Source organism: Paracoccus sp. SY (assembly GCF_002901215.1).
GTDB classification, from domain to species: Bacteria; Pseudomonadota; Alphaproteobacteria; order Rhodobacterales; family Rhodobacteraceae; genus Paracoccus; species Paracoccus acridae.
Map to the genome: position 1 here is coordinate 1 of NZ_NWMQ01000030.1, position 26322 is coordinate 26322.

The 26322-nt window shown below is 67.2% G+C and carries 30 protein-coding genes; 11 read left to right on the forward strand and 19 right to left on the reverse strand.

The genetic code is table 11. The features are described 5' to 3' along the window. From CK944_RS16670 to paaN, 6 genes are all read right to left on the reverse strand, one after another. The coding region (locus tag CK944_RS16670; protein ID WP_103174206.1) for an ABC transporter ATP-binding protein at nucleotides 1–689 on the reverse strand (689 nt) is incomplete at its 3' end. Next, nucleotides 676–1455, reverse strand: a complete 780-nt coding sequence (locus CK944_RS16675; RefSeq protein ID WP_103174207.1) for an ABC transporter ATP-binding protein — start codon at nucleotides 1453–1455, stop codon at nucleotides 676–678. The genes CK944_RS16675 and CK944_RS16670, both read right to left, overlap by 14 nt. Beyond that, nucleotides 1452–2408, reverse strand: coding sequence for a branched-chain amino acid ABC transporter permease (locus CK944_RS16680; protein WP_103174241.1), 957 nt, complete (start codon nucleotides 2406–2408; stop codon nucleotides 1452–1454). Before CK944_RS16680 ends, CK944_RS16675 begins: the two co-directional genes overlap by 4 nt. A gap of 2 nt (nucleotides 2409–2410) precedes the next feature. Continuing rightward, entirely contained in the window at nucleotides 2411–3283 is an 873-nt protein-coding gene (locus tag CK944_RS16685) for a branched-chain amino acid ABC transporter permease (RefSeq protein ID WP_103174208.1), read from the reverse strand. 60 nt (nucleotides 3284–3343) lie between these two features. After that, complete coding sequence (locus tag CK944_RS16690) at nucleotides 3344–4486, reverse strand: ABC transporter substrate-binding protein (protein ID WP_103174209.1); 1143 nt, start codon at nucleotides 4484–4486, stop codon at nucleotides 3344–3346. Between the two features lie 26 nt (nucleotides 4487–4512). After that, a complete protein-coding gene (paaN, locus tag CK944_RS16695) occupies nucleotides 4513–6141 on the reverse strand; it encodes a phenylacetic acid degradation protein PaaN (RefSeq protein ID WP_103174210.1) in 1629 nt (542 codons plus the stop codon). A gap of 113 nt (nucleotides 6142–6254) precedes the next feature. Here paaN and paaG point away from each other — a divergent pair, with 113 nt between their 5' ends. The 6 genes from paaG (at nucleotide 6255) to CK944_RS16725 (ending at nucleotide 10131) form a co-directional block, all read left to right on the forward strand. Continuing rightward, nucleotides 6255–7049 (forward strand): 2-(1,2-epoxy-1,2-dihydrophenyl)acetyl-CoA isomerase PaaG, encoded by a 795-nt coding sequence (paaG, locus tag CK944_RS16700; protein WP_103174211.1) that lies wholly within the window; start codon nucleotides 6255–6257, stop codon nucleotides 7047–7049. A 14-nt stretch (nucleotides 7050–7063) separates the two neighbouring features. After that, nucleotides 7064–7489: a hydroxyphenylacetyl-CoA thioesterase PaaI gene (gene paaI / locus CK944_RS16705; RefSeq protein ID WP_205049080.1), complete on the forward strand. Its 426-nt coding sequence runs from the start codon at nucleotides 7064–7066 to the stop codon at nucleotides 7487–7489. 23 nt (nucleotides 7490–7512) lie between these two features. Continuing rightward, nucleotides 7513–8823, forward strand: coding sequence for a phenylacetate--CoA ligase PaaK (gene paaK, locus CK944_RS16710; RefSeq protein ID WP_103174213.1), 1311 nt, complete (start codon nucleotides 7513–7515; stop codon nucleotides 8821–8823). A 79-nt stretch (nucleotides 8824–8902) separates the two neighbouring features. Next, the gene (locus CK944_RS16715; RefSeq protein ID WP_103174214.1) at nucleotides 8903–9502 is read left to right on the forward strand and encodes a TetR/AcrR family transcriptional regulator; all 600 of its coding nucleotides are present in this window, start codon (nucleotides 8903–8905) and stop codon (nucleotides 9500–9502) included. A gap of 51 nt (nucleotides 9503–9553) precedes the next feature. Next, on the forward strand, nucleotides 9554–9835 hold the full coding sequence (locus CK944_RS16720) for a type II toxin-antitoxin system ParD family antitoxin (protein ID WP_103174215.1): 282 nt from the start codon (nucleotides 9554–9556) through the stop codon (nucleotides 9833–9835). After that, the gene (locus tag CK944_RS16725; protein WP_103174216.1) at nucleotides 9832–10131 is read left to right on the forward strand and encodes a type II toxin-antitoxin system RelE/ParE family toxin; all 300 of its coding nucleotides are present in this window, start codon (nucleotides 9832–9834) and stop codon (nucleotides 10129–10131) included. The genes CK944_RS16720 and CK944_RS16725 overlap by 4 nt, the downstream gene beginning before the upstream one ends. A gap of 60 nt (nucleotides 10132–10191) precedes the next feature. Here CK944_RS16725 and CK944_RS16730 read toward each other — a convergent pair whose 3' ends face one another. The 11 genes from CK944_RS16730 to CK944_RS16780 form a co-directional block, all read right to left on the reverse strand. Then, a complete protein-coding gene (locus CK944_RS16730) occupies nucleotides 10192–10806 on the reverse strand; it encodes a transferase hexapeptide repeat family protein (protein ID WP_103174242.1) in 615 nt (204 codons plus the stop codon). Further along, nucleotides 10806–12881, reverse strand: coding sequence for a phenylacetic acid degradation bifunctional protein PaaZ (paaZ, locus tag CK944_RS16735; RefSeq protein ID WP_103174217.1), 2076 nt, complete (start codon nucleotides 12879–12881; stop codon nucleotides 10806–10808). The genes CK944_RS16730 and paaZ overlap by 1 nt, the downstream gene beginning before the upstream one ends. A gap of 33 nt (nucleotides 12882–12914) precedes the next feature. Further along, entirely contained in the window at nucleotides 12915–13667 is a 753-nt protein-coding gene (locus tag CK944_RS16740; RefSeq protein ID WP_103174218.1) for a Phenylacetic acid catabolic protein, read from the reverse strand. 9 nt (nucleotides 13668–13676) lie between these two features. After that, nucleotides 13677–14750 carry a 1,2-phenylacetyl-CoA epoxidase subunit PaaE gene (paaE, locus tag CK944_RS16745; RefSeq protein WP_103174219.1) on the reverse strand — a complete coding sequence of 358 codons (1074 nt, stop codon included), beginning with the start codon at nucleotides 14748–14750 and terminating at the stop codon, nucleotides 13677–13679. A gap of 26 nt (nucleotides 14751–14776) precedes the next feature. Then, nucleotides 14777–15298, reverse strand: coding sequence for a 1,2-phenylacetyl-CoA epoxidase subunit PaaD (gene paaD, locus CK944_RS16750; RefSeq protein WP_103174220.1), 522 nt, complete (start codon nucleotides 15296–15298; stop codon nucleotides 14777–14779). A gap of 4 nt (nucleotides 15299–15302) precedes the next feature. Then, a complete protein-coding gene (gene paaC, locus CK944_RS16755; protein WP_103174221.1) occupies nucleotides 15303–16166 on the reverse strand; it encodes a 1,2-phenylacetyl-CoA epoxidase subunit PaaC in 864 nt (287 codons plus the stop codon). Next, nucleotides 16166–16450 carry a 1,2-phenylacetyl-CoA epoxidase subunit PaaB gene (gene paaB / locus CK944_RS16760; protein ID WP_103174222.1) on the reverse strand — a complete coding sequence of 95 codons (285 nt, stop codon included), beginning with the start codon at nucleotides 16448–16450 and terminating at the stop codon, nucleotides 16166–16168. The genes paaC and paaB overlap by 1 nt, the downstream gene beginning before the upstream one ends. Before the next feature lie 61 nt (nucleotides 16451–16511). After that, nucleotides 16512–17510 (reverse strand): 1,2-phenylacetyl-CoA epoxidase subunit PaaA, encoded by a 999-nt coding sequence (gene paaA, locus CK944_RS16765; RefSeq protein ID WP_103174223.1) that lies wholly within the window; start codon nucleotides 17508–17510, stop codon nucleotides 16512–16514. A 15-nt stretch (nucleotides 17511–17525) separates the two neighbouring features. Next, nucleotides 17526–18731: a 3-oxoadipyl-CoA thiolase gene (gene pcaF / locus CK944_RS16770; RefSeq protein ID WP_103174224.1), complete on the reverse strand. Its 1206-nt coding sequence runs from the start codon at nucleotides 18729–18731 to the stop codon at nucleotides 17526–17528. Nucleotides 18732–18852: 121 nt separating this feature from the next. After that, the gene (locus tag CK944_RS16775; RefSeq protein ID WP_103174225.1) at nucleotides 18853–19683 is read right to left on the reverse strand and encodes a PaaX family transcriptional regulator C-terminal domain-containing protein; all 831 of its coding nucleotides are present in this window, start codon (nucleotides 19681–19683) and stop codon (nucleotides 18853–18855) included. 56 nt (nucleotides 19684–19739) lie between these two features. Then, nucleotides 19740–20372, reverse strand: coding sequence for a GntR family transcriptional regulator (locus tag CK944_RS16780; protein ID WP_103174226.1), 633 nt, complete (start codon nucleotides 20370–20372; stop codon nucleotides 19740–19742). A gap of 67 nt (nucleotides 20373–20439) precedes the next feature. Here CK944_RS16780 and CK944_RS16785 point away from each other — a divergent pair, with 67 nt between their 5' ends. From CK944_RS16785 to CK944_RS16805, 5 genes are all read left to right on the forward strand, one after another. Then, nucleotides 20440–21441 carry a bile acid:sodium symporter family protein gene (locus CK944_RS16785; protein WP_103174227.1) on the forward strand — a complete coding sequence of 334 codons (1002 nt, stop codon included), beginning with the start codon at nucleotides 20440–20442 and terminating at the stop codon, nucleotides 21439–21441. Further along, complete coding sequence (locus CK944_RS16790; RefSeq protein ID WP_103174228.1) at nucleotides 21438–22340, forward strand: asparaginase; 903 nt, start codon at nucleotides 21438–21440, stop codon at nucleotides 22338–22340. The genes CK944_RS16785 and CK944_RS16790 overlap by 4 nt, the downstream gene beginning before the upstream one ends. A gap of 136 nt (nucleotides 22341–22476) precedes the next feature. Next, a complete protein-coding gene (locus tag CK944_RS16795; RefSeq protein ID WP_103174229.1) occupies nucleotides 22477–23064 on the forward strand; it encodes an ANTAR domain-containing response regulator in 588 nt (195 codons plus the stop codon). Continuing rightward, nucleotides 23061–24233, forward strand: a complete 1173-nt coding sequence (locus CK944_RS16800) for an ABC transporter substrate-binding protein (RefSeq protein WP_103174230.1) — start codon at nucleotides 23061–23063, stop codon at nucleotides 24231–24233. Before CK944_RS16795 ends, CK944_RS16800 begins: the two co-directional genes overlap by 4 nt. A gap of 246 nt (nucleotides 24234–24479) precedes the next feature. After that, nucleotides 24480–25325 carry a formate/nitrite transporter family protein gene (locus CK944_RS16805; RefSeq protein WP_103174231.1) on the forward strand — a complete coding sequence of 282 codons (846 nt, stop codon included), beginning with the start codon at nucleotides 24480–24482 and terminating at the stop codon, nucleotides 25323–25325. 6 nt (nucleotides 25326–25331) lie between these two features. On the opposite strand, the gene CK944_RS16810 is transcribed toward CK944_RS16805, so the two are convergent. Then, nucleotides 25332–25712 carry a hypothetical protein gene (locus CK944_RS16810; protein WP_146038688.1) on the reverse strand — a complete coding sequence of 127 codons (381 nt, stop codon included), beginning with the start codon at nucleotides 25710–25712 and terminating at the stop codon, nucleotides 25332–25334. After that, nucleotides 25694–26317, reverse strand: coding sequence for a pentapeptide repeat-containing protein (locus CK944_RS16815; protein WP_229665365.1), 624 nt, complete (start codon nucleotides 26315–26317; stop codon nucleotides 25694–25696). Before CK944_RS16815 ends, CK944_RS16810 begins: the two co-directional genes overlap by 19 nt. Nucleotides 26318–26322 lie beyond the last annotated feature (5 nt).

Here is a 26322-nt window from a genome sequence, read left to right on the forward strand (position 1 = left end):
TAAGCCGCACGGATGCGGGGGTCGGCGATCAGGTCCGCCGCCGCGCCCGACATGGTGATGCGCCCGGTTTCCATGACATAGCCTCGGTCCGCGATCTTCAGCGCGCCGAAGGCGTTCTGTTCGACCAGCAGCACGGTGACGCCAAGCGCCTTGAGCCCGCTGACCACGTCGAAGATCTGCTGCACGATGATCGGGGCCAGGCCCATCGACGGCTCGTCCAGCAGCAGGCAGGACGGGCGGCCCATCAGCGCGCGGGCCATGGCCAGCATCTGCTGCTGCCCGCCCGACAGCCCGCCTGCGGGCAGGTTGCGTTTCTCGCGCAGGATGGGGAACATCGCGAAGGCGTCCTCCATGTCCTTTTCCACGCGGTCGTCGGTGAACAGGTATGCGCCCAGGCGCAGGTTTTCCTCGACCGTCAGGTTGGTGAAGATCTGGCGGCCTTCGGGTGATTGGGTCAGCCCGCGCGCGGGGCGGCGATGCGCGGGAACGCCGGTCAGCGTCTCGCCCCGGAAGGTGATGGTCCCGCCCGATACCGGCTGGGTGCCCGACAGGCATTTCAGAAGCGTCGTCTTGCCCGCGCCATTGGCGCCGACGACGGTGACGATCTCCCCGGAATCCACCGTCAGGTCGATGCCGTGCAGCACCTCGATCCGGCCATAGCGCGACCGCAGACCTTCAACCGTCAGCATGGGCGGCCTCCGTTCCAAGGTATGCGGCAATGACCGCCGGGTTGCGGCTGACGCTGGCAGGATCGCCCTCGGCGATCTTTTCGCCATGGTCCAGCACGACGATGTGGTTCGATATGCGCATGACCATCTTCATGTCGTGTTCGACCAGCAGGATCGCCACGCCGGATTTCGCGACCTCGGCGATCAGGTGGTCGATCTCCTCGGTTTCCACGGCGTTGCAGCCTGCGGCGGGTTCGTCCAGCAGCAGGATCTTGGGCGACAGGGCCAGGGCGCGGGCGATCTCCAGCCGTTTCAGTGCGCCATAGGACAGGTTCCCGGCCTCTCGCTCGGCCGCGCGATCCAGGCCCACGCGGGCCAGCAATTCGCGCGCGCCCGCCTGCGCGGCGGTCGCGCGGCGGCGGGACGAGGGCAGGTTGAACAGGTCCGCCAGCACCGGCCCGCGTTCCTTGAGGTGATAGCCGGAAATCGCGTTTTCCAGCACGGTCATGGACTGGAAGATCTGCAGGTTCTGGAAGGTCCGCGACATGCCGCGCCGGGCCAGCAGATGCGGGGCCATGCCGGTCACATCCTCGCCGTTCAGGACCACGCGGCCCCTGCCGGGCTGATAGACGCCCGAAATCATGTTGAACAGCGTGGTCTTGCCCGCGCCGTTCGGCCCGATCACGGACACGATCTCTCCGGGGCGGACGGTGAAGCTGACATCGTTCACGGCCTTGAGGCCGCCGAAGGTGATGCCCAGGCCTTCGACTGACAAAAGCGCGGTCATTCGTCTTTCCCCCGGACCTTGCGCAGGATGGACGGCAAAAGCCCCTGCGGCAGGAAGATCATCACCAGCATCATCACCAGGCCCAGCACCAGCTGTTCGTATTCGGCGAAGACCGTCAGCACCTGCGGCAGAAGCGTCAGCACCGCCGCGCCGAAGATCGCGCCCAGGACCGATCCGACGCCGCCCAGGACGGCCATGGTCACCATCTCGATCGAGTGCATGAAGCCCGCGACATCCGGCGTGATGAACTTGTTCTGCAGCGCCAGAAGCGACCCCGAGACCGAGGCATAGACGGCCGAGATCACGAAGGCCTGCAGCTTCAGCCGGGCCACGTCCACGCCCACGGTGCGGGCCGCGACCTCGGACCCGTGCAGCGCGCGCAGGGCGCGGCCGGTGGGGCTGTTGAACAGGTTCAGCGCCAGCCATGCGGCCAGGATCAGGACGATGCCGCAGAAGAAATACCAGAACTGGCCGTTCGTCAGGTCAAGCCCCGCATCCCGCAGCAGCCCGCGCAGGCCCAGGTCCGGCACCTCCATCCCGTCGGGGCCGCCGGTCAGTTGGCGTTCGTTGTTCAGGATCATCGAGATCAGGATGCCGAAGCCCAGGGTGGCGACGCCCAGGTAATAGCCCTTGAGCCGCAGGATCGGACGGCCGACCAGCCAGGCCAGCACGGCGGAAATCGCCGCGCCCAGCACAAGCGCCAGCGAGGGATGCAGCCCCAGATGCACGGGCGCAAGCGCGCAGGCATAGGCGCCGATTCCGGCGAAACCGGCATGGCCCAGGCTGATCTGGCCCGCATATCCGGTCAGGATCACGATGCCGGTGACGGCGATGGCGTTGACGAAGATCAGCGCGCCCACGCGGTAGTAATAGCCCGAGGGGAACAGCACCGGCGACAGCAGGATCAGGGCGATCAGGACCAGCAGCGTCGCGGATTTGGCGGAAAGCTTCATCGTCACACCCGATCCACGGACTTGTGGCCGAACAGGCCCTGCGGCATGAAGAACAGCACCAGCAGGATCACCACGAAGGCCGCCGCGTCCTTGTATTGCGACGACAGGTATCCTGCGGTCAGCGCCTCGATCAGGCCCAGCAGGAAGCCGCCCACAAGCGCGCCCTTGGGGTTGCCCATCCCGCCCAGCATGGCGGCGGCAAAGCCTTTCAGCGCGAAGGCCAGCCCCACGTCATAGGAGGTCAGCGTGATCGGCGTCACCAGCACGCCCGCAAGCGCGCCGATGCCTGCCGACAGGGCAAAGGACAGCGTCATCACGAAATTGGTGTTGATCCCCACCAGTTGCGCGGCCAGGCGGTTGTTGGATGTCGCCAGCACCGCGCGGCCCGTCAGGGTCCGGGTGAAGAACAGCCACAGGCCCACGAAGACGACGACCGCGCCGCCGATCACCCACAGGCTTTGCGGCAGGATCGTGGCACCGCCAATGCGCAGCGGCGTGTCGCCGGAAAAGGCCGGGAAGCTGTGGATCTGCTTGCCGAACAGCAGTTGCGCGCCGCCCCGGATGAAGATCGACGCGCCGATGGTGATGATGATCAGCGACACCACGGGCGCGCCACGCGCGGGCTCGATCGCCAGCTTGTTCATGGCGACGCCGATGGCCGAGGTGACGACGATCGCGATCAGCGCCGCCAGCGGCAGGGGCAGGCCCGCCGCGTGGCAGACAAAGGTCAGCATACCGCCCAGCATGACGAATTCGCCCTGGGCAAAGTTCACCACGTCGGATGCGTTGTAGATGATCGTGAAGCCAAGCGCGACAAGCGCATAAACCGCGCCCACCGTCACGCCCGAGAAAATGAACTGCAGCAATTCCGGCATGATGACCCCCAAGGCTGGCAGGTGGTGCCGCGCCCCCGCAAGGGCGCGGCGGTCAGCGGATCATTCCACCACGGTCCATTCGCCGCCCTTGATCTCCAGCATGCGGAAGGCGGAGAGGTCGAGGCCCAGGTGGTTGTCGGCGCTCATGGTATAGACGCCGGTGGTCCCGGCGAGGCCCGAGGTCGCCTCGATGGCGTCGCGGATCGCCTGCGGCTCGGCGCTGCCGGCGCGGGTGATGGCGTCGGTCAGGATCAGGAAGGCGTCATGGGCATAGCCGCCGAAGGTGCCGACCGAGGTGCCGGTCTTTTCCTCGAAGGCGGTCTTGTAGGCATCGACGACGGGCTTCTGGGGATCGCCCTCGGGCAGCTGGTCCGCGATCAGCAGGGCGGTGCCGGGCAGGCGCACGCCCTCGGCGGCCTCGGCCCCGGCCAGTTCGATGAAGCCGTCGGACGCCACGCCATGCGACTGATACAGCGGCAGGTCGATGGCAAGCTGGCGATAGTTGCGCGTCACGATGGACGGGCCCTGGCCGAAGCCGGGGTTCAGCACGGCCTGCACGCCTTCGGTGTTGCGGATCTTGGTCAGCTGCGTGGTCATGTCGGCGTCGGTCGGGTTGTAGGTCTCGTCCGCGGCGACGGTGATGCCGTATTCGCCGACCACGTCCTTGCACTGCGCCTGCATCGACGCGCCGAAGCCGTCGGTGCCCGAGATCATGCCGATGGTGGTGATCTGGCGCTTCTGCATGTCCTCGAAGATCTTCTGGCAGGCCATGCGGTCGGTATGGGGCGTCTTGAAGGTGAAGGGCTTGACCGGGTCGATGATCTCGATGGCGCCGGCAAGCGAGATGAAGGGGATCTCGTTGTCCTCGGCGACCGACAGGATCGACATGGAAGTGCCGGTGGTGGACCCGCCGATGATCGCCACGACCTCGTCATCCTCGATCAGGCGGGTGGCGAAGGTGCGCGCCTTGTTCGGGTCGCCGCCGTCGTCGTAAAGGGTCAGGGCGATTTCCTCGCCGTTGATGCCACCGTTCTCGTTGATCTGCTCGACCAGCATTTCCAGCGTCTTCGCCTCGGGGTCGCCCAGGAAGGCGGCGGGGCCGGTAGCGGATACCGATGCGCCGATGCGGATCTCGGCGGCTGCGGCGGTGGCGCCCAGGGCCAGCAGCGTGGCAAGGGCCGTGGTGGTCAGGGTCTTCTGCATTGTCGTCTCCTCCCCAGAGAACTTGGTCAAACGGTAACGGCGGCGGGCCTGCGCCACATCACGCGGCGAAAGCGGGTCGCGACAAAGGCGGTGTCGGTCAGGCTGGCATTTCCGGCAGGGTTGGCCCCCGTCACATGGAAATCGCTGAAGGCCGCCGACTGGTTGACGAAGATGTTGCCGGTCAGGTTGACCGACAGGTTCACGCCCGCGCGGGCAAAGGCGCGAACGGCACGCCCGATGCGGGCGTCGTCGGTGTCGTAGAGCGCGGCGGTGATGGCACCCTTGCGGACGGCCAGGTCGGCCGCGCGGGCGATGCCGTCATCGGCGTCCCGGCAGGGGATGACGAAACCCACCGGGCCGAAGCATTCGTCCTGCGCCACGGGGGCATCGGCATCCACCGCCAGCAGCAGCGGCGTGCCGTCGCGGATGATGCGTCCCTGCGCGCGGGCCTGTTCCACCCGGTCGCGCGTGGCGGGATTGGCGATGGCACCGCAGATGCCCGCTGCCTGCTTGGGATCGGCCAGCAAGGTGTCGATGGCTGCGGCGAGGCCTTCGGCCACCTGATCGAAGGACTTGCGCCCCTGATCGGTGTCGATCCCATCCTGCGGCACATAGATGTTCTGCGGCGCGGTGCACATCTGCCCCGAATAAAGCGACAGCGAGAAGGCCAGGTTCGCGCACATTCCGTCGAAATCGTCGGTTGCGGCAATGACGATGCTGTTGACGCCAGTTTCCTCGGTGAACAATTGCGCCTGCCTAGCATTCTCGCGCAGCCAGGTGCCGAAGGTGGATGATCCGGTATAGTCGATCAGCCGAACGGCGGGATCGGTGGCAAGCTGCTTGGTGATCTCCGCCCCCGGTTCGTCCACGGCCAGCAGGATCGCGTCGGCGGGCAGGCCCGCTTCGGCCAAGACGTCGCGCGCGACCTGCACGGTCAGGGCCAGCGGCAGGATCGCGGCGGGGTGCGGCTTCACGATGACCGGGTTGCCGGTCGCAAGGCTTACGAAGATGCCGGGATAGCTGTTCCAGGTGGGGAAGGTGTTGCAGCCGATCGCCAGCGCGACACCGGCAGGCACCAGCGTCCACTGCTTGTCGATGACCAGGGCAGGGGCCTTGCCCTGTGGTTTTTCCCAGCGGGCGGAATCGGCGAAGCGGGTCATTTCCGTCCAGGCCACGGCAACCGCCTCGAGCCCGCGATCCTGCGCGTGGGGTCCGCCTGCCTGGAAGGCCATGGCAAAGGCCTGGCCCGTGGTGTGCATCGTCGCATGGCCCAGCAGGAAGCTGATCCGGTTCAGTCGCGACAGGATCTCCAGGCAGGCACCCACGCGCTGTTCCACGCTGGCCGCCGCCAGATCGTCCGCTGCCGCCTGGGCCGCCGCGATCAGCGCGGGCGCATCCGCCGCCGGATAGGAAATGCCCAGCGAATCGCCCCAGGGCGAAACCTCGGCCCCCAGGCGGCGCTGTTCGGGATGGCCGCGCAGGGGGAAGGGCTGCCCCATCAACGCCGCGTAAGCCGCCTCGCCATCCGCTTTGGCCGTTTCGCCATAGATTTTCCCGCTGGGAATCTCGGGGAACGGGGTCCAGAAAGCGCGCGCGTGAAGCGCCTGAACGGCGTCGTCCAGCATCTGGCGATGGCGGGCAAAGAAATCGGTCATGGGCTCCTCCGCCGGTTCCTCCTCCGGCTTGCGAATATCATTGACCGGCCGGTCGGTTTATGCAACAGATTTCTTCGAGGAGCCCGAGAAATCGTGGCGATAGGGAGAAGACCATGACCGCATCCCCGACGGTGCTGTCGGCCTTGGCCGATGGCGTTCTGACGCTGACGTTGAACCGCCCCGACAAGCTGAATTCCTTCAACGAGGACATGCACCTTGCCTTCCGCGAAGGCATCCAGCGGGCGCATGACGATCCGGCGGTCCGGGCGGTGCTGCTGACCGGGGCGGGACGCGGCTTCTGCGCCGGGCAGGATCTGGGCGACCGCGATCCGCGCAAGGGCGGGCCTGCGCCCGACCTGGGCAGGACGCTGGAAACCTTCTACAACCCGACGCTGCGGCTGATCCGGGCGCTGGAAAAGCCGGTCGTTTGCGCCGTCAACGGCGTGGCGGCTGGGGCGGGGGCCAACATCGCCTTCGCCTGCGACATCGTCCTGGCCGCGAAATCGGCGAAGTTCATCCAGGCCTTTGCCAGGATCGGCCTTGTCCCCGACGCGGGCGGCACCTGGTCGCTGGCCCGAACCTTGGGCGAACCCCGCGCCAAGGCGCTTGCCCTGACGGCCGAGCCGCTGATGGCCGAAAAGGCCGCCGACTGGGGCCTGATCTGGAAGGCGGTCGAGGATGCCGACCTGATGACAGAGGCGGAGACCTTGGCCCGGTCGCTGGCCGCAGGCCCGACCCTGGGCCTTGGCCTGACCAAGCGGCTGATCCAGCAGGCCGCGACCAACAGCCTGGACCAGCAGCTTGACGCCGAACGCGACTGCCAGCAACAGGCGGGCCGCAGCGCCGATTACGCCGAGGGGGTCACCGCCTTCCTGGAAAAGCGCCCCGCACGGTTCAGCGGCAAATGAAACCCGTCGGCGACATGACCCCGCAGGAGATCGCCGAAGCCTCGGCGCGCGCCATGTGGAACGACGATTCGGCCAGCCAGCGGCTTGGCATGACCCTGGACCAGATCGCGCCCGGCCGGGCCACGCTGTCCATGACCATCACGGACGCCATGTCGAACGGGCATGGCAACTGCCATGGCGGCTATATCTTCACGCTGGCAGACAGCGCCTTTGCCTTCGCCTGCAACAGCTACAACCAGATGGCCGTGGCGCAGCATTGCTCGGTCACCTACCTGATCCCCGGCCGCATCGGGGATCGCCTGACGGCCACCGCGACCGAGGTGTCGCGACGGGGTCGGTCGGGCATCTATGACATCCGCATCACCAACCAGGACGGCGACCATGTGGCCGAGTTCCGCGGCCATTCGCGCACCGTCAAGGGCACGCACTTGCCTGCCTGACCGCACCGAGAGGGAGGAGACCCATGGAAGACCTGACCCCGAACCCCAAGGATCTCGACCCGATCGAGACCGCCTCGCGCGACGAAATCGAGGCGCTGCAGTTCCACCGCATGAAGCGGTCGCTGAAGCACGCCTTCGAGAACTCGCCCTTCTACCGCAAGAAGTTCATCGAGGCCGATGTCCACCCCGAGGACCTGAAGACCCTGAAGGACATCGCCAAGTTTCCCTTCACGGTGAAGCAGGATCTGCGCGACTGCTATCCTTTCGGCATGTTCGCCGTGCCGCAGTCCAAGCTGGTGCGCATCCACGGATCGTCCGGCACCACCGGCAAGCCGACCGTGGTGGGCTATACCCAGGCCGATATCGACCATTGGGCGAACCTGATCGCGCGGTCGATCCAGGCGGCGGGCGGGCGGCCCGGCGACATGCTGCACAACGCCTATGGATACGGGCTGTTCACTGGCGGGCTTGGCGCCCATTATGGCGCCGAGAAGCTGGGCTGCACGGTCGTTCCCATGTCGGGCGGCATGACCGAACGGCAGGTGACGCTAATCAACGACTTCAAGCCGCGCATCATCATGGTGACGCCGTCCTATATGCTGTCGATCCTGGACGAATTCCGGCGTCAGGGCCTGGACCCGCGCGAATCCTCGCTGCAGGTGGGCATCTTCGGCGCCGAGCCCTGGACCAATGCCATGCGCCAGGAAATCGAGGAAGCCTTCGACATGCACGCCGTCGACATCTATGGCCTGTCCGAGGTGATGGGGCCGGGCGTCGCCATGGAATGCGTCGAAACCAAGGACGGGCTGCATGTCTGGGAAGACCACTTCTACCCGGAAATCATCGACCCGGTGACCGGCGAAGTCCTGCCTGACGGCGAGATGGGCGAACTGGTCTTCACCACGCTGACCAAGGAAGGCCTGCCGATGGTGCGATATCGCACCCGCGACCTGACCCGCCTGCTGCCCGGCACCGCCCGGTCCATGCGCCGGATCGAGAAGATCACCGGCCGGTCCGACGACATGATCATCCTGCGCGGCGTCAACGTCTTCCCGACCCAGATCGAGGAACAGATCCTGAAATGCGCGGGCCTCGCCCCGCATTTCCAGATCGAACTGTCCCGGTCGGACCGCATGGACACGATGACCGTCTGTGTCGAATGCGCCGAGGATCACGCGGCGGCCGATGCCCGCGCCCTGTCGGCCAAGGAACTGGCCCATCACATCAAGTCGGTGGTGGGCGTCTCCACCCGGATCGAGGTGCGCGATCCCGGCGGCATCGCCCGGTCGGAAGGCAAGGCCAAGCGGGTGATCGACAACCGCCCGAAGGAATGACCGCGTTCGGGGGTGATGGTGACTTTGCCGCAACCCCCGGTTAAAGCGGCGGATGATTGTCCAGCAGGAAAGTGACCCCATGGCGCGAACACGGGCACAGGACTTCGAGGAAAAGAGCCGCATCATCCTGGATCATGCGGCGCTTGTCTTTGCCGAACAGGGCATGGACAAGGCGTCCATGTCGCAGATCGCCCAGCAGGCCCAGGTCAGCAAGGCCCTGCTGTATCATTACTATCCGTCCAAGGACGCGCTGATCTTCGCGATCATCATGACGCATCTTGAGGAACTGCAAGGGGCCATCGAAGCAGCCGACGACCCCGAACTGCCGCCGCAGCAGCGTCTGCGCAGCTTGGTCGGCGCGGTGCTGGAAAGCTATCGCGGGGCAGACAACCAGCACAAGGTGCAGTTGAACGCCACCGCCGCGCTGACCGACGACCAGAAGGCCCGGATCATGGAGGTCGAGCGCGGCATCGTGAAACGGTTTTCCGCCGTGCTGGACCAGATCAACCCCGACCTGAACACCCGCGAACGCCCGCTGCTGATGCCCGTCACCATGTCGTTGTTCGGGATGATGAACTGGGTCTACATGTGGTTCAAGGACGGCGGGCGGATCAGCCGGGAAGACTATGCGGATGTGGCGACCACGCTGATCTTGGAAGGGATCAAGGCGGTGCGGTGACAAGGCGCGGCGGCTGTGGTATGAATTCCCCATACTTGCCCGGAGAGACCCATGGCCACCGTCGAAAAGCGCACCGTCAGCCTGCCCCCCGAACATGCGGCCTTCATTGACGACCTTGTCGCCTCGGGCAGCTATGCCTCGGCCAGCGAGGTCGTCCGCGCGGGCTTGCGCGCCTTGCAGGAACGCAACGCTGCCGTGGACCGCTGGCTGCGCGAGGAAGTCGCGCCCGTCTATGACGCGATGGAGGCTGATCCCGCGCGTGGTCTGCCCGCCGACCGGGTGTTCGAGGCCATTCGTGCCCGTCACGCCAAGGCGCTTGCAGGCCGTTCGTGAAGGAACGCCGGGTCGTCTTCGCGCCCGAGGCGGCCGAGGATCTTGCCGCGCTTTACGACTGGGTCGCCGACGCGGCATCGCCCCAGGCAGCCATCGCCTATCTTGCGCGGGTCGAGGGGTTTTGCAGGCGGCTGAGCATCGGTTCCGAGCGCGGGCTTCTTCGCGCCGACATACGCCCGAACCTGCGGATCATCGGCTTCGAGCGCCGGTTGACCGTGGCCTTCACCGTGGGCGACGAAACGGTGACGATCCTGCGGATCTTCACGGCGGGCCGGGATTGGGAAAGCGTGCTGTAGGGTGCGTGCTTGCACGCACCATCCTTACGCCTTGCAAAGCGGTGCGTGCAAGCACACACCCTACCGATCGAAGCCTTTCCGCGCCGTCACCAGCGGATCATAGCGCGGCGCCTCGGCCCGGCGCCGATCCGGTTCCACCTGGGTCAGCGCGACCGCCGGGGCCAGCTTCACCTTCGCCTCGATGGCAAGCTGCTGGTAGACGCCGGTGCCCTGGCGTTTCCAGGCGATCTCGTCCGCCGACAGTTCGCGCACGACCTTGGCGGGCGAGCCGACCGCCAGCGAGTTCGGCGGGATCCGCGCGCCAGCCTTCACGAAGGCCATGGCGGCGATGATGCTGTTCTCGCCCACCACGGCCTCGTCCATGATGACGGCGTTCATGCCGACCATGGCGTTGCGGCCGATATGGCAGCCGTGCAGCACCGCCCCGTGGCCGACATGGCCGGATTCCTCGACCACGACATCCTTGCCGGGAAAGGAATGGATCACGCAGGTTTCCTGCACGTTCGATCCTTCGTGCAGCAGGATGCGCCCGAAATCGCCGCGCAAAACCGCACAGGGACCGACATAGACGCCGGGTCCCACGATCACGTCGCCGATCACCACGGCCTCGGGGTGGACGAAAGCCGCGGGGTCGATGACCGGCACGATGCCGTCCCAGGAATAGATCCTGGCCATCAGTTCACCGATGTTTCGGCAGGCGGCCATTGCTTGGCGACCATGGTCAGCACATCATATTGCGCGACCACGGCGCCGTTCTGGTTCGTGACCTGGCAGTCCCAGCGGACCTCTCCGTGGCCGGCGTTTTCGCGCGGGTTGATCTCCTTGCAGGTCAGGCGGACCTGCAGCGTGTCGCCGAAATAGACCGGGGTCAGGAAGCGCAGGTTATCGACGCCGTAATTCGCCAGCACCGGGCCGGGGTTCGGTTCCACGAACAGCCCCGCCGCAAAGCTGGCGATCAGATAGCCATGGGCCACGCGGTCGTCGAAGAAGGGGTTGGCCTTGGCGGCGTCGCTGTCCATGTGGGCATAGAAGGTGTCGCCGGTGAAATGCGCGAAATGCTCGACATCCTCCTGCGTCACCTGGCGCGCCGCCGTAACCAACTGGTCGCCGATGCGCAGTTCGGCCAGCGACTTGCGGAAGGGATGGTCGCCCGCCTGGGTATCCGCGCCCTCGATCCAGCGGCCCGTGACGGCGGACAGCAGGCGGGGCGTGCCCTGGACGGCGGTGCGCTGCATGAAATGCTTGACGCCCCGGATGCCGCCCATCTCCTCGCCCCCGCCGGCGCGGCCGGGGCCGCCATGGACCAGCGGTGCCAGGGGCGAGCCATGCCCGGTGGACGACTTGGCCGAGGCGCGGTTCCCGATCAGCACCCGCCCATGGAAGGGCGCCACGCCCAGAACCACGCGTTCGGCCACATCCCTGTCGTCGGTGAAAACGGAAGACACCAGCGACCCACGCCCGCGGGCGGCAAGCGCCACCGCTTCGTCAAGGTCGTCATAGGCCATGACGGTGGACACCGGGCCGAAAGCCTCGCAATCATGGACCGGCGCGGCCTCGAAGGGCTTGTCCGCGTAAAGCAGGACCGGGTTCAGGAAGGCGCCCTTTTCGGCGTCGCCCGATCCGATGCGCACGTCATCGGGGTTGCCCGCCACGATTTCCGCCACCGCCTGCAATTCGCGGATGCGCGCCCGAACCTCGTCCCGCTGGCCCAGGCTGGCAAGCGGACCCATGCGCGTGCCTTCCTCGCCAGGCAGGCCCAAGGCAGTCTTGTCCAGGCGGTCGCGCAGGGCGGCGATCAGCGCGTCAACCTGACCGCGCGGCGCGATGACGCGGCGGATCGCGGTGCATTTCTGGCCCGCCTTGCTGGTCATCTCGCGCGCGACTTCCTTCACGAAAAGGTCGAACTCGGGCGTGCCCGCCACCGCGTCGGGGCCCAGGATGGTGGCGTTCAGGCTGTCGGCCTCCATCGTGAAGCGGACGGAATGGTTCACGATCGCGGGATGCGTCTTCAGCTTGCGGCCCGTGTGGGCGGACCCGGTGAAGGTCACGGCGTCCTGTTCGGTCACATGGTCCAGCAGGTCGCCCACCGATCCGCAGACCAGTTGCAGCGCGCCTTCGGGCAGGATGCCGGTGTCGATGATGCGGCGCACCACCAGTTCGGTCAGATAGGCGGTCTGGCTGGCGGGTTTGACCAGGCAGGGCACGCCCGCCAGCAGCGTGGGCGCGATCTTTTCCAGCATCCCCCAGACGGGGAAGTTGAAGGCGTTGATGTGGATCGCCACGCCATGCAGCGGCGACAGGATATGCTGGGCGCTGAAGCTGTTGTCCTTGGACAGGGGCTCCACGTCGCCATCGGTCAGCACGCGGGTGTTGGGCAATTCGCGCCGGCCCTTCGATGCGAAGGTCAGCATGGTGCCGATGCCCCCCTCGATATCCACCCAGCCGTCGGAACGGGTCGCGCCGGTATGCAGGCTTTCCGCGTAGAAGTCTTCCTTCTGCGCCATCAGCGCCAGGCCAAGCGCCTTCAGCATTCCCGCGCGTTCGTGGAAGGTCATGGCCCGCAGCATTGGCCCCGCCTTGGCGCGGCCATGGTCGAGCGCCGCCCGGAAATCCAGGCCGGTCGAGTCGATGGTCGCCACCGGATCGCCGGTGGCCGCGTCCAGCAGCAACTGGCCTTCCTTCGCGCCGGGCACCCATTCCCCGCAGAGATAGCTTTCCAGCCGGCGCGGCGCGCGAAGCGTGATGGTCATGGCTTGTCCTTCCAGTGATCGAAAGCCGCTGGGTCAAAGACCCAAGGCAGCCAGATGTTCGTTCGTCAGCTGTTCCCAGCGGGCCAGCAGCGTTTCATTCGGGGTGCGGCGGATGCCAAGCCGCGCCTGCGTCTGATAGCGGGCCGAGTTGGCGACGCCGAAGCCCGCCGCGACGCGGGGCCGCCAATAGGCGATGCTCGCCTGCGTCTGCGCGCGGCCCGCATCGCTTTCCACGATCCGCGTCAGCCCCTTCAGGCCCAGTTCGGCATGGCGCGCCTCGCGCGGGGCGATCTCGCGAAAGACCTCGGCCAGGGGGGCATAGGAGATGCGGGTCAGTTCCTGCATCTGCACGCCGGTCGCCAGGCCCTGCAGCACGTTCATCACCACGGCATCGGTCCAGCCGTTGATCGGGTAATGGAACACCGACAGCCGCATGTCGCCTTCGCGGCGGGTCGCGCCCAGGTCGGTGTCGCGGTCGACGCGGGCGGCCCAGTCGTGCTGGGTCTGATAGCGGCCCGTGTCGGTGCCGAAATCGCCCATCACCGCCAGAACGCGTTCCGCATGGTCGGCCTTTTCCAGCGTGATCCGGCTGGCGGCAATGCGTTCGCGGATGCCGGGCGCGAAGTTGATGGACGATGCGAAGCCGGCCGATGCCGCCAGTTCGCTGTCCACGAAGGACGACATCAGCCGCATCAACTCGCCGCGATAGCGGGCGGGCACGTTGCCGGGCGCGGTCAGGACGCCGCCCTGGGCCAGATAGTCCTCGATGTTCATCGTGTCAGACATGAGCCACCCTCATTCGTCATAGGTCACGACCACGCGGTCGGTCAGCGGATAGGACTGGCAGGACAGGACATAGCCCGCGCGCACCTCGTAATCCTCAAGCGCGTGGTTCACGGCCATCTCGACCTCGCCTTCCAGCACCTTGCAGCGGCAGGTGGAACAGACGCCCGCCTTGCAGGAATAGGGCGCGTCCATGTTGCTGGCGATGGCGGCGTCCAGGATCGTCTGGCCTTCGCGCGGCATGGTGAAGCTGCGGGTGGCGCCGTCCAGCGTCACCGTGGCCTGCGTTCCCTCGCCCGCTTCGGTGGCCTTGGACACCGGGCGGGCCTTGGCGCGGCCCGGCTGGCTGGAGGCGAAGAGTTCGAACCGGATCTGGTCGTCGCGCAGCCCGTGGTCGCGCAGGGACTGCGCCACGGTCAGCATCATTGGTTCCGGCCCGCAGATGAAGGCGGCATCCACCGATCTCGGGTCGATCCAGCGCTGGAACAGCTGGGTCATCTTGTCCGCGTCGATGCGGCCGGTGAACAGGTCGATCTCCTGCGCCTCGCTCTCCAGCACATGCAGGACCGAGAAGCGGCCGAGGTAAAGGTTCTTCAGATCCTCAAGCTCCTCGTGGAACATGATGCTGCTGATCTGGCGGTTGGCATAGACCAGCGTGAAGCGCGACCGGGGTTCCCGCCGCAGCACCGTCTTGACGATGGACAGGACCGGCGTGATCCCCGAACCTGCGGCGAAACCGACGTAATGGCGCGCGGCATCCGGGTCCAAGGGCAGGGAAAACTTGCCCATCGGCGGCATCGCCTCGATCTCGTCGCCGGGCGCCAGGTTCTCGTTGGCCCAGGTCGAGAAGGCGCCCCCATCGACACGCTTGATGCCCACCTGCAGGCAGCCGTCATCGACGCCCGCGCAGATGGAATAGGACCGGCGCAGTTCCTCGCCGTCGAAATCACGGCGGAAGGTCAGGTATTGCCCCTGGGTGAAGTCGAACAGGGCGCGATCCTCGTCGCGGGGGGCCAGGGTCACGACGACCGCATCGCGGGTTTCGCGGCGCACATCGGTGACCTTCAGGGGCAGAAAGCGTGCCATCGGGATGTCTTTCCTTGGGCGTGCAGTCAGATGCACTTGAAATAGTCGAAGGGTTCCAGGCAGTCGGTGCAGCGATAGCTGGCCTTGCAGGGGGTCGAGCCGAACTGGCTGACCTTTTGCGTATGGGTCGATCCGCAGCGCGGGCACTGGATGGTCAGGTTGTTGCCCATCAGCCGCGACACCCGGCCCGCCAGAACGCCATCCGCCGCCGTGCCATCGACAGGGGGCGCGATGCCATAGGCGCGCAGCTTCTCGCGCCCCTCGGCGGTGATCCAGTCGGTCGTCCAGGCGGGGGCAAGCTGGCGCTTCAACACCAGTTTCTCGATGCCGTGGCTGCGCAGGGCGGTCTCGATGTCCAGGTTGATGACGCCCGTCGCGGGACAGCCGGAATAGGTCGGCGTGACCGTGACGACCAGGGTGTCGCCCTGCCATTGCACGTCGCGGATGATGCCCAGGTCGGTCAGGCTGATGACGGGGATTTCCGGGTCCGGCACCTGCGACAGCCATTCCCAGATCTGGTCGGTATGGGGCAGCGTGGTGACGGACATGGCATCACCACCTGGCGCCGGGATAGGCGCGCTGCAGGAACTGCATCTCGGCCAGGATATAGCCCAGATGTTCCGTGTGGACGCCCTTCTTGCCGCCGGGATTCCTGACTCCGTGCTGCCAGGCCTCGGCCGGCGCGGCCAGCGTCGCCTCGTCCAGGACCGCCGCGACGGTCTTGTCCCAGGCGGCTTTCAGCGAGGATGGAAGCGGCGCGATGCCCGCCTCGGACATGGCCTGATCGACGGCGTCGTCCACGAACATCTCGCCCGTATAGGACCACAGCTTCGTCAACGCGGCCTGCATCCGGCGGCGGCTTTCGTCCGAGCCGTCGCCCAGCCGGATCACCAGGTCGGCAGACCGTTCCAGGTGATAGGCGACCTCTTTTTCCGCCTTGGCGGCGATATCGGCCACGCGGCTGTCGGCCGAAGCCTTCAACGCCCGCAGCAGTTCGATATGGAAGGCGTCGAACAGGAACTGACGCATCAGCGTGATGCCGAAATCGCCGTTCGGAAGCTCGACCAGCAGCAGGTTGCGGAAGGCGCCCGCGTCGCGCAGATAGGCCAATGCGTCGGCGTCGCGGCCGCGGCCCTCGACCTCGCCGGCAAGGCCCAGCCAAAGCTGGCATTGGCCGATCAGGTCAAGCGCCTGGTTGGCAAGGGCGATGTCTTCTTCGAGGGCCGGGGCGTGGCCGCACCATTCCGACACGCGATGGCCCAGGATCAGGCAGTTGTCGCCCAGCCGTTGCAGGAATTCCACGAATTCGGGCTGCCCGGCATCAGGGGCGGGCACCGCCACATGGCCGCTGTCGGCCAGGGCCTGACCGGCAAGCGCGGTCAGGTTCGGGGTGGTCATGTCGGGAAGGGACGGCATCACATATGCCCCACTTCATCGGGAATGTCGAAGAAGGTCGGGTGGCGATAAACCTTGCTGTTGGACGGATCGAACAGCGGGCCCTTTTCCGAAGGCGAGGACGCGGTGATGTCATTGGCCTTCACGACCCAGATCGACACGCCCTCGTTGCGGCGGGTATAGACGTCGCGGGCGTTGCGGATCGCCATTTCCGCGTCGGGGGCGTGCAGGCTGCCGACATGGCGGTGGTTCAGGCCGTGCTGGCCCCGGATGAAGATTTCCCAAAGCGGCCATTCGCTGGACATGATGACTCCTCCCAAAGCTGCGGGGATGTGGCTGGCAGGGCGGGCGCGATTGCGCCCGTCGTTATTCGGCGGCGTGGCGGGCGGCGCGGGCGCGTTCGTCGGCCTTGGCGGCATGGGCCATCAGCCCGTCGCGGAACCAGGCGCCGTCTTCCCAGGCCTTGACGCGGGCGCCCAGGCGTTCGGCGTTGCAGGGGCCGTTCCCGGCGATCACGGCGAAGAATTCCGTCCAGTCGGGCTCGCTGAAATCATAGCCGCCCTTTTCCTCGTTCCATTTCAGGTCCGGGTCGGGGATGGTCAGGCCCAGGTATTCGGCCTGCGGCACGGTCTGGTCCACGAACTTCTGGCGCAGTTCGTCATTGGTGTTCATCTTGATCTTCCACGCCATCGACTGGGCGGAATGGACCGAGTCCTTGTCGGACGGCCCGAACATCATCAGCGCAGGATACCAGAAGCGGTTCAGCGCGTCCTGCGCCATGGCCTTCTGTTCCGGGGTGCCCGCGCACATCTTCATCATGATGTCGTAGCCCTGCCGCTGGTGGAACGACTCCTCCTTGCAGATGCGGATCATCGCGCGGGAATAGGGACCGTATGACGTGCGCTGCAGCGGCACCTGGTTCATGATCGCCGCACCATCGACCAGCCAGCCGACCGCGCCCATGTCGGCCCAGGTCAGGGTGGGATAGTTGAAGATCGACGAATACTTCATGTTGCCGCTGTGCAGCTTTTCCAGAAGTTCGTCGCGCGACACGCCCAGGGTTTCGGCGGCGCAATACAGGTACAGGCCGTGGCCCGCCTCGTCCTGGACCTTGGCCAGCAGGATCGCCTTGCGTTCCAGCGTGGGCGCGCGGGTGATCCAGTTGCCTTCGGGAAGCTGGCCCACGATTTCCGAATGCGCGTGCTGACCGATCTGGCGGATCAGCGTCTTGCGATAGCCTTCGGGCATCCATTCCTTCGGCTCGATCTTCTCGTTCCGGTCGATGCGGTCCTGGAAGGCGATCTCCTCGGGCGTCATGTCCTCGCGGGATTTCGACCCTTCGGATTTGACCAGCTGTGCATACATGGCAGTCTCTCCTTCTCAGACGCGTTCGATGATGATGGCGATGCCCTGGCCCACGCCGACGCACATCGTGCAAAGGGCGTATTTCCCGCCGGTGCGGATCAGCTGGTACATCGCGGTGGTGACAAGCCGGGCGCCGGACATGCCCAAGGGGTGCCCGATGGCGATGGCACCGCCATTCGGGTTCACGCGCGGATCGTCGTCGGCGATTCCCAAGTCACGAAGCACGGCCAATCCCTGCGCGGCAAAGGCTTCGTTCAATTCTATCACATCCATCTGGTCCAGCGACAGGCCCGCGCGGGCCAGGACCTTGCGAACCGCAGGCACCGGGCCGATGCCCATGATGCGCGGTTCCACGCCCGCCGCGGCCATGGCGATGATCCGCGCCCTTGGCGTCAGGCCCTGCGCACGGGCCGCGTCCTCGGACAGGATCGCAAGGGCCGCCGCGCCGTCGTTCACGCCCGATGCGTTGCCCGCCGTCACCGTCAGGTCGGGGCCGTTCACGCCGCGCAGCTTGGCCAGCGTCTCGACCGTGGTGCCGGGGCGGGGATGTTCGTCGGTATCGACCGTGATGGGGTCGCCCTTCTTCTGGGGCACATGCACCGGCACGATCTCGTCGCGGAAGATGCCCGCGGCCTGGGCTGCGGCCCAGCGTTCCTGGCTGCGCGCGGCGAAGGCGTCCTGGTCTGCGCGGCTGATGCCGTAATCCGCCGCCACATTGTCGGCGGTTTCGGGCATCGAGTCGGTGCCATGGGCCTTCTTCAGCGCCGGGTTCGGGAAGCGCCAGCCGATGGTGGTGTCATAAACGACATTCTGGCGCGAAAAGGCGGCTTCCGCCTTGGGCATCACGAAGGGCGCGCGGGTCATCGACTCGACCCCGCCCGCGACCATGAAGTCGCAATCGCCCGCCCGGATCGCGCGGGCCGCCATGCCGATGGCGTCCATGCCCGACCCGCACAGCCGGTTGACCGTGGTGCCCGGCACGCCGATGGGCATTCCCGACAGCAGCACGGCCATGCGGGCCACGTTGCGGTTATCCTCGCCCGCCTGGTTGGCGCAGCCCAAGATCACGTCGTCCACCGCGGACCAGTCCGCATCCGGGTTGCGCGACATCAGCGCCTGCAACGGCAGCGCCGCCAGATCGTCGGCGCGGATCGAGGCAAGCGCCCCGCCATAGCGGCCGACCGGCGTGCGGATCGCGTCGCAGATGAAGGCTTCGGACATACGGACCCCCAGTCATTTCCAGATGAGGCCGATGATTCTCCCAATTCATCGACCGATTGGTCAGCTTATAGCAGCCGACACATTACATCGTAAACAGAAATGTGCATTATGCTGTAATGTTTCAAGCAAGCGCCGAAAGCCGCGCCTGCGTGCGGGATGTGGCTTCGGGCAGGGGGCCATCCTCGCCCTCCATCACGCGGGCGACATGTGCTTCTGCCAGCGGGGTCAGGGCGGTATAAAGGTCGCGGAACAGGGCCTGCGCATCCGTTCCCGGCCAGCCAGGGGGCAGGGCCTCGGGCGGAAGGCCGGGATCGCGCAGCAGGACGCCGCGATACAGATGCACCAGCAGCAGCCGCGCGATCAACGCGTCCTCGGCCGAGAGGTCGGCGGCTGCAAGGGGTCCGAAGCGGTCCAGCACCATGCGATAGCCCTGGGCAAGCGCCTCCAGATCCCAGAACCCTGCCAGCCGGGGCAACTGGTCCGTCCCGGCCAGGGGTACCGCGCGCAGGACCAGCCCACCCCCATCCGGCAGATCGTCCCGCGCCGGGCAGATCCACAGATCGCCCCCCATGCGCGCCATGCGGTGGCGGCGGGCCAGCCCCTCGGGCATGTCGGGATGCAGCATGATCAGCCAGTCGCCCGAAGGCCGGGGCCGGGCGTAAAGCAGCTGCGCGGCATCCGCGAATTCGGCGCGGGCAGCAGGGGCCAGGCGATAGAAGCTGCGCCGCCCGACCCGTTCGCCTTCCAGCCGCCCTGCGGCGACCAGGCGCGACACGGCCGTGCGCACCAGGTTCTCGCTGATGCCGATGCGGGCGCAGATGTCGATCAGGCTGCCGATCCACAGGACCTCGCCGCGCGGCACCACCACGTCGCCATAGACGGTGACGATGAAGGAACCGGCGGTGATCGGCAGTCCCGCCGTCAAGCGCTGGATCAGGTCGGTCTGGGTCATCGGCGCATCCGGTAGGGGGGTCGCAGTCCGGGGCCTAGGGGCAGGGCGGCGGGATGTCAAACCGGGTCGGTAGGGCAGATGCCCGCGGTGAACAGAACCTCGCGGGCGATGGCGCGCAGGTGGCCGCGCATGATGATGCCCGCCTGGGCTTCGTCGCGGGCGCAGATCGCCTCGACCAGGGCGCGGTGTTCGTGCCTGGACCGCCGCCAATACTCTGCATGGTCCAGCCAAAGGGGCCAGATCGGCGCCAGCCGCCACCGCAGGTCGCCGCAGACCCGGCCCAGTTCGGCGTTCCTCGTCATCCGGCAGATCCGGTCATGCAGGTCCAGGCCCATCCGCCGATAGGCGTCGGGATCCACATCCTGCATCCTGCCGACCAGTTCCTCGATGGCGATTATGTCGGAGGGGGATGCCCGGCGGGCCGCAAGGCTGGCGCACAGGCCCGAGATTTCGCCCAGGGCCTCGAAGCGGTCCAGCAGCAGCACGGGGTCGGGGACCGTGACCCGCACGCCCGCCTCGGGATGGCGTTCCGCCATGCCGCAGGCGCAGACCTGATCGACGGCCTTGCCCATCAGGGCATCCGCCGGGTCCGTGCCCTGCCGGTCAAGGCGCGTGCCGGCGGGAAGGCTGCCCCCCAGGATCGCCCGAATGATCTGTTCTGCAAGCGGGGTCGCATCAAGGGACATCATCCCCTTTTGGATCGCAGCGGCCCGGCTTATACAAGCCACGGATCCGCGAAGTCCGAAGGAGTCGTTAATGTCCCTGCGCAGGGCCGAGGCCGTGCTGGCCCGTTTCGGCTTCGACCGCTACATGCTGATGCTGGTGCTGACGGTTGTGCTGGCGACGGTGCTGCCCGCGCATGGCATGGGGGCGGCGATCCTGTCCCATGTGACCTATTGGGTGATCGCGCTTCTGTTCTTTCTTTACGGCGCCAAGCTGTCGACGGCGACCATCGTGGCGGGGCTTGCGAACTGGCGGCTGCAGCTTTCGGTGCTGGCGCTGACCTTTCTGCTGTTTCCGATCCTTGCCCTGGCGTTGAAGCCGCTGTCGCTGATCTGGCTGCCAACGGCCATCGGGGTGGGGTTCCTTTACATCGGCTGCCTGCCCTCGACAGTGCAAAGCTCGGTCGCGTTCACGGCCGTGTCGGGCGGCAATGTCGCCGGGGCGGTTTGCGCGGCGTCCATTTCGAACCTGATCGGGGTGGTTCTGTCGCCCTTGCTGTTCGCGCTGCTGATCCCACAGGGCACCGGCTATGGGGTCGAGCCTTCGGCGATCTGGAAGATCGTCCAGCAGATCCTGCTGCCCTTCGCGGCAGGGCAGTTGTGCCGCCCGCTTTTGGCGGGCTGGCTGGCGCGATATCGCAAGCCCACGATCATCGTGGATCGCGGGTCGATCCTGCTGATCGTCTATGCGGCCTTTTCGGCGGGCGTGGTGAACGGCATCTGGCAGGTGATCTCGGCCCCGTCGCTGGGCGTGCTGGTGGCCCTGTGCCTGGTCCTTCTGGCCATGGTGATGGGCGCGGCGGTGCTGGTCGCGCGCCTGGCGGGGATGGATCATGCCGATCTGATGGCGGTCCTGTATTGCGGATCGACGAAAAGCCTTGCCACCGGGCTGCCGATGGCGGGGATCCTGTTCGCGGGGCAGGACATATCGCTGGTCATCCTGCCCTTGATGGTGTTCCACCTGCTGCAACTGGCGGTCTGCGCGGTGATATCGCAGCGCATGGCAGGGCGGCTGGACCTGAGGGCGGCGGAATGACCCCAAGCATCACCCTGATCACCACCGGCGGCACCATCGCCAGCCAGCAGAACGCCGATGGATCCAGCACCCCCAGCCTGGACGGGCAGGCGCTGCTGTCCCGGCTGGGCGATCTGCCGCCGGTCCGGCTGCGCGTGGCCGATCTGATGGCGCGGGATTCGTCCACCCTGACGCTGGCCGACATGCAGGCGATCAGCGACGCAAGCGGGGCCGAACTTGCCGGCGGGGCTGCGGGCGTGGTGATCCTGCACGGCACCGACGCGATGGAGGAAACCGCCCTGCTGCTGGCCCTGCAGCATCCCGGCGCGCCCGTGGTGCTGACCGGGGCGCAGTTCACCGACGACCACCCGCAGGCCGACGGTCCCGCCAACATAGCCGCCGCGATCCGGGCGGTTCTGGAGGGCGGGGGCGTGCGGCTGGCCTTCGGCGGGCGGGTTCTGCCCGCCTGGGGTCTGGTCAAGCACGCGACCGACAGCGCAGACGCCTTCCGCCTGGCGGCCGAGGCCGTGGCGCCGGACGTGACGCTTCGCGCCCCGGTGGGCGCGGTGCGTGTGGATGTGGTGGCGATCCATCCCGGCGCAGATGCCACGCATCTGGACGCCAGCCTTGCGGCGGGGGTGCAGGGGATCGTGCTGGCGGCGCTTGGATCCGGGAACGCGTCCTCTGCGATCAGGGACGGGGTGGCGCGCGCCCATGCGGCGGGGGTGCCGGTGGTGATCTCCAGCCGGGTGCCGATGGGGCGGCTGGCCGCAAGCTATGGCGGGGGCGGGGGCGGGCATGACCTGGTCCGCGCCGGGGCGGTGCTGTCGCGCGTGCTGCGGCCCGGTCAGGCGCGGGTGCTGCTGGCCGCGCTGATCGCGGCGGGACAGGTGGAGCGGGCGGCGGAGCTTTTCGGTTAGGCCTCCGCTGACGGGGGCGCCATGCCGGACGACAGGCGCCGCAAAATGCCTATTCTTTCGCCATCTGCCCCCGCCGATCCATTTCCGCCCCCTGCCCGGCATTGCGCCCGGTCCATGCCGCGTGCAAGCAGAACCCATGTCGAAGCGCCTTCTGATCGTTGTCGTCGAACCCGACCCGGACCGGGCGCAGCCCATCGCTGACGGGTTGCGGGATGCGGGCGACCACGACATCCGCATCATCGCCGAACAGTCCGGCCTGGCTCGCCAGGTGGCCGAACTGCGCCCCGACGTGGTGCTGATCGACATCGCCAACCCTTCGCGCGACATCCTCGAGGAACTGGCCCTGGCGTCAGGTCCCTCGGAACGGCCCGTGGCGATGTTCGTGGACCGGTCGGACGAGGGGCTGACCCTCGCCGCGATCGAGGCCGGGATTTCCGCCTATGTCGTGGACGGTCTGCGCCCCGAACGGTTGAAGCCCGTCCTGGACGCGGCCATCGCGCGGTTCCACATCTTCCAGCAGATGCGCGCCGAACTGGCCGCCACCCGCGCCGCGCTTGAGGAACGCAAGATCATCGACCGGGCCAAGGCGGTGCTGATGAAGGCGCGGGGCATCGACGAGGAAGCCGCCTATGCCCTGCTGCGCAAGACTGCGATGGACCAGGGCAAGCGCCTGGCCGACATCGCGCAGCAGCTTGTCATGGCGGCGGGGCTTCTGGGACGATGATGACGCTGCGCCTGGGCTATGTCCCCCTGATCGACGCCGCGCCGCTGATCGTCGCGCAGGAGCTGGGCTTCGCGGCCGAGGAAGGGCTGACCCTGGATCTGGTCCGCCTGGGGGCCTGGGCGCAGGCGCGCGACATGCTGGGCGCGGGGCTGATCGACGGCGCGCAGATGCTGGTGCCCATGCCCGTGGCGCAGGCGCTTGGGCTGGGACCGTCGCTGCCTGCGATGGATCTGGTGATGGTCCTGTCCCATGGCGGGCAGGCGGTGGCGGTCAACCGCGACCTGGAACGCCGCCTGCGCGACGCAGGCCATGATTTCGCCTTTGACGATGCCCGCGCCGCCAGGATGGCCTTGCGCGGGGTTGCGGCGGGGCGGCGGCTTCGCGTGGGGGTGCCGTTTCCCTTTTCCACCCAGTCCGAACTGGTGCGCCACTGGCTGACGGGCTGCGGATTCCCGCCTGCCGACCTGGACCTGATCACCGTGCCGCCACCGATGATGGCCGATGCCGTGGCGCGCGGGGATGTGGATGCCTTCTGCGCGGGCGAACCCTGGGCCAGCTTTGCCGTGGAACGCGGCTTGGCCGCGCTACTGCTGCCCGGCATCGCCATCTGGGCCGCGCCGCCGGAAAAGGGCCTGGTCCTGCTGCGCGGCTTTGCGGAGGCGCGCCCTGCGGAAACCGGCGCCTTGATGCGAGCGGTCTGGCGCGCGGGGCGGTGGCTGGACGATCCCGATCATCGCGGCACGGCGGCGGAAATCCTGTCGCGTCCGGCCTATCTGAACCTGCCCCCGGACCTGGCCGAACGGGGTCTGACCGGGCGCCTGACGATTTCCGGCCGGGGCGAGATGCGAAAGGTGCCGGGCTTTGTGGCCTTCAACGCGGGCGCGGCCAGCTTTCCCTGGAAAAGCCTGGCCGCGCTGTTCGCCGCGCGCATCGCCAACCGGCACGGATTGGACCGGCAAGCGGCCATGGCGCGTGCCATGGATCATTTCCGCACCGACCTTTACCGCCTGCACCTGCGCCCGGCGGGCGCGCCGCTGCCCGGCGCCTCGCAACGGGTCGAGGGTGCCTTGGCCCAGGATCGGTCCGTCGCCGCCGAACGCGGCGGGATGATTCTGCGCGCCGATGCCTTCTTCGACGGCTTCAGCTTCGATCCCGCATCCGCGAACTGACCAAAAGCCGGGCATCGCGCGCAATCTTTCCGCGTTGATCGCCCGCAGCGCCAAAGGCGGGCAACCGAAGGCTTGTCACGGCCGCGCCCCATGGCGATCCTGCACCCATGGCCCGGCGCAATGGCGCGCCAGCGGCCCGCCCGCAACGATGCGGCATTTCCCCAAGCGTGACGACGACGCCGGCCCCTGGAGGCCCGGTTTCCGCGCATCGACCGCCTTCGCCGCATTGTCCCGAAAGGAACGCCCATGTCCTATGTCACCCCACCCGATTTCGCCCGAAAGATGATCGACGCCGGAGAGGCCAAGGTCTTCATGTCCGCCAAGGATACGTTGATCCGCGCCTATATGGCGGGCGCGATCCTGGCCCTGGCCGCAGCCTTTGCCGTGACCGTCACCGTGAACACCGGCAATCCGCTGATCGGCGCGCTGCTGTTCCCCGTGGGCTTCTGCATGCTGTATCTTCTGGGCTTCGACCTGCTGACGGGCGTCTTCACGCTGGTGCCGCTGGCCCTGATCGACAGGCGCCGGGGTGTCACGCTGCGCGGGATGCTGCGCAACTGGGGCCTGGTCTTCGCGGGCAATTTCGCGGGCGCCTTCACCGTGGCGATCTTCATGGCGATCATCGTGACCTTCGGCTGGTCCGAGGCCCCGAACGCCGTGGGCGAGAAGATCGGCCATATCGGCGAAGGGCGCACCGTCGGCTATGCGGCCCATGGCGCGGCGGGGATGCTGACGCTGTTCGTGCGTGCGGTCATGTGCAACTGGATGGTGTCCACCGGCGTGGTCGCCGCGATGATGTCCACCAGCGTGTCGGGCAAGATCATGGCGATGTGGATGCCGATCCTGATCTTCTTCTACATGGGGTTCGAACATTCCATCGTGAACATGTTCCTGTTCCCGGCGGGTCTGCTGCTGGGGGGCAACTTCACGATCATGGACTACATGATCTGGAACGAGATCCCCACGGTCATCGGCAACCTGGTCGGCGGGCTGACCTTCGTGGGCGCGATGATCTATGCCACGCATCACAAGACCTCGCCCGAACTGGACCGCGACCCGGCGCCTGCGCCCGTGGCCGTTCCGGCGGAATGAACGCGTTCAGGGCGGCGAAAGCTGGATCCGCCACCCGCCCGAGGCATTGACCTGAACGCGATAGGTGCCGGGCGTCTCGATCAGGAAATGCCCGGTTCCCGCGCCGCCGTGATGCAGGTTCTGGGCCACCGCGTCGGTGGCGTCGTCCAGAAGATAGGCCACCAGGATCGCGTCGTCGCTGGCAAAGCCCAGAACCTGCGGCGCGGCGATGGTGAACGGCCCGGCCATGCCGCTGCCCTTGCCCTGGAAGGCCGTGGCGGGTGCCAGGGGCAGGGCGTCGTAACAGGCAAGCCGCGCCCCGTCATCGGGCAGGGCGCGGCAACCGGCCAGATCGGCATGGGCGGGGACCGCCAGCAGCCCCGCGAGGATCACCAATCGACGGGGCACCCGGTGCAGTTCTCCATGTGGACGCCTTCCCAGATGGTGAAGCGGTTGGTGTTGTCGCCCAAGGTCGCATCGGCCAGATCGGCGTTATAGAATTTCGCCTCGGACAGGTTGGCGGCGACGATGGTCGTGCCGACGAAGCGCCCCTTGCTGGCCCAGACGGCCTCCATCGACACGGCGGTCAGGTTCGATGCGCTGAAGTCGATCCCGGCCATGCGGGAATAATCCAGATTCGCCCCGGTCAGGTCGGCGTCGCGGATTGTGGCGCCCTGCAGATAGGTTTCCGACAGATCGGCCCCGCGCAGGTCCGCCCCCGTCAGCGTGGCGCCCTTCAGTTGGGCACCGCGCAGGTTCGCGCGCACCAGCCGCGCGCCTGTCAGGTCCGCCCCGTTCAGCGACATCCCCGACAGATCCTGGTGGGACAGGTCCACGCCGGGGCAGGACGCGCCGGGCTTCAATTCGCAGCCGTCGATGGTCTGCGGGCCTTCGGGCCGGTCGTCGGTATCGGTGATGACCGGATAGCCCGCGCCCGACAGCGGGTCGGCCATGGCTGCATGGGCGCAAGGGGCCGCCAGCATCAGGGCCAGGGCGATGGAATGGCGATACATGGTTC

What these genes read in the sequence shown, in the direction of transcription:
- CK944_RS16730 (WP_103174242.1), bottom strand. Translation starts at nt 10,806, where the DNA reads ATGGCCAGGATCTATTCCTGGGACGGCATCGTGCCGGTCATCGACCCC.
- CK944_RS16685 (WP_103174208.1), bottom strand. Translation starts at nt 3,283, where the DNA reads ATGCCGGAATTGCTGCAGTTCATTTTCTCGGGCGTGACGGTGGGCGCG.
- paaZ (WP_103174217.1), bottom strand. Translation starts at nt 12,881, where the DNA reads ATGACCATCACGCTTCGCGCGCCGCGCCGGCTGGAAAGCTATCTCTGC.
- CK944_RS16775 (WP_103174225.1), bottom strand. Translation starts at nt 19,683, where the DNA reads ATGACCCAGACCGACCTGATCCAGCGCTTGACGGCGGGACTGCCGATC.
- CK944_RS16675 (WP_103174207.1), bottom strand. Translation starts at nt 1,455, where the DNA reads ATGACCGCGCTTTTGTCAGTCGAAGGCCTGGGCATCACCTTCGGCGGC.
- CK944_RS16740 (WP_103174218.1), bottom strand. Translation starts at nt 13,667, where the DNA reads ATGTCTGACACGATGAACATCGAGGACTATCTGGCCCAGGGCGGCGTC.
- paaD (WP_103174220.1), bottom strand. Translation starts at nt 15,298, where the DNA reads ATGTCCGTCACCACGCTGCCCCATACCGACCAGATCTGGGAATGGCTG.
- CK944_RS16720 (WP_103174215.1), top strand. Translation starts at nt 9,554, where the DNA reads ATGGCCACCGTCGAAAAGCGCACCGTCAGCCTGCCCCCCGAACATGCG.
- CK944_RS16815 (WP_229665365.1), bottom strand. Translation starts at nt 26,317, where the DNA reads ATGTATCGCCATTCCATCGCCCTGGCCCTGATGCTGGCGGCCCCTTGC.
- CK944_RS16785 (WP_103174227.1), top strand. Translation starts at nt 20,440, where the DNA reads ATGTCCCTGCGCAGGGCCGAGGCCGTGCTGGCCCGTTTCGGCTTCGAC.
- CK944_RS16800 (WP_103174230.1), top strand. Translation starts at nt 23,061, where the DNA reads ATGATGACGCTGCGCCTGGGCTATGTCCCCCTGATCGACGCCGCGCCG.
- CK944_RS16680 (WP_103174241.1), bottom strand. Translation starts at nt 2,408, where the DNA reads ATGAAGCTTTCCGCCAAATCCGCGACGCTGCTGGTCCTGATCGCCCTG.
- CK944_RS16690 (WP_103174209.1), bottom strand. Translation starts at nt 4,486, where the DNA reads ATGCAGAAGACCCTGACCACCACGGCCCTTGCCACGCTGCTGGCCCTG.
- paaE (WP_103174219.1), bottom strand. Translation starts at nt 14,750, where the DNA reads ATGGCACGCTTTCTGCCCCTGAAGGTCACCGATGTGCGCCGCGAAACC.
- paaI (WP_205049080.1), top strand. Translation starts at nt 7,064, where the DNA reads ATGACCCCGCAGGAGATCGCCGAAGCCTCGGCGCGCGCCATGTGGAAC.
- paaG (WP_103174211.1), top strand. Translation starts at nt 6,255, where the DNA reads ATGACCGCATCCCCGACGGTGCTGTCGGCCTTGGCCGATGGCGTTCTG.
- CK944_RS16805 (WP_103174231.1), top strand. Translation starts at nt 24,480, where the DNA reads ATGTCCTATGTCACCCCACCCGATTTCGCCCGAAAGATGATCGACGCC.
- paaA (WP_103174223.1), bottom strand. Translation starts at nt 17,510, where the DNA reads ATGTATGCACAGCTGGTCAAATCCGAAGGGTCGAAATCCCGCGAGGAC.
- paaC (WP_103174221.1), bottom strand. Translation starts at nt 16,166, where the DNA reads ATGCCGTCCCTTCCCGACATGACCACCCCGAACCTGACCGCGCTTGCC.
- CK944_RS16715 (WP_103174214.1), top strand. Translation starts at nt 8,903, where the DNA reads ATGGCGCGAACACGGGCACAGGACTTCGAGGAAAAGAGCCGCATCATC.
- CK944_RS16795 (WP_103174229.1), top strand. Translation starts at nt 22,477, where the DNA reads ATGTCGAAGCGCCTTCTGATCGTTGTCGTCGAACCCGACCCGGACCGG.
- paaB (WP_103174222.1), bottom strand. Translation starts at nt 16,450, where the DNA reads ATGTCCAGCGAATGGCCGCTTTGGGAAATCTTCATCCGGGGCCAGCAC.
- CK944_RS16790 (WP_103174228.1), top strand. Translation starts at nt 21,438, where the DNA reads ATGACCCCAAGCATCACCCTGATCACCACCGGCGGCACCATCGCCAGC.
- CK944_RS16780 (WP_103174226.1), bottom strand. Translation starts at nt 20,372, where the DNA reads ATGATGTCCCTTGATGCGACCCCGCTTGCAGAACAGATCATTCGGGCG.
- pcaF (WP_103174224.1), bottom strand. Translation starts at nt 18,731, where the DNA reads ATGTCCGAAGCCTTCATCTGCGACGCGATCCGCACGCCGGTCGGCCGC.
- paaK (WP_103174213.1), top strand. Translation starts at nt 7,513, where the DNA reads ATGGAAGACCTGACCCCGAACCCCAAGGATCTCGACCCGATCGAGACC.
- paaN (WP_103174210.1), bottom strand. Translation starts at nt 6,141, where the DNA reads ATGACCGATTTCTTTGCCCGCCATCGCCAGATGCTGGACGACGCCGTT.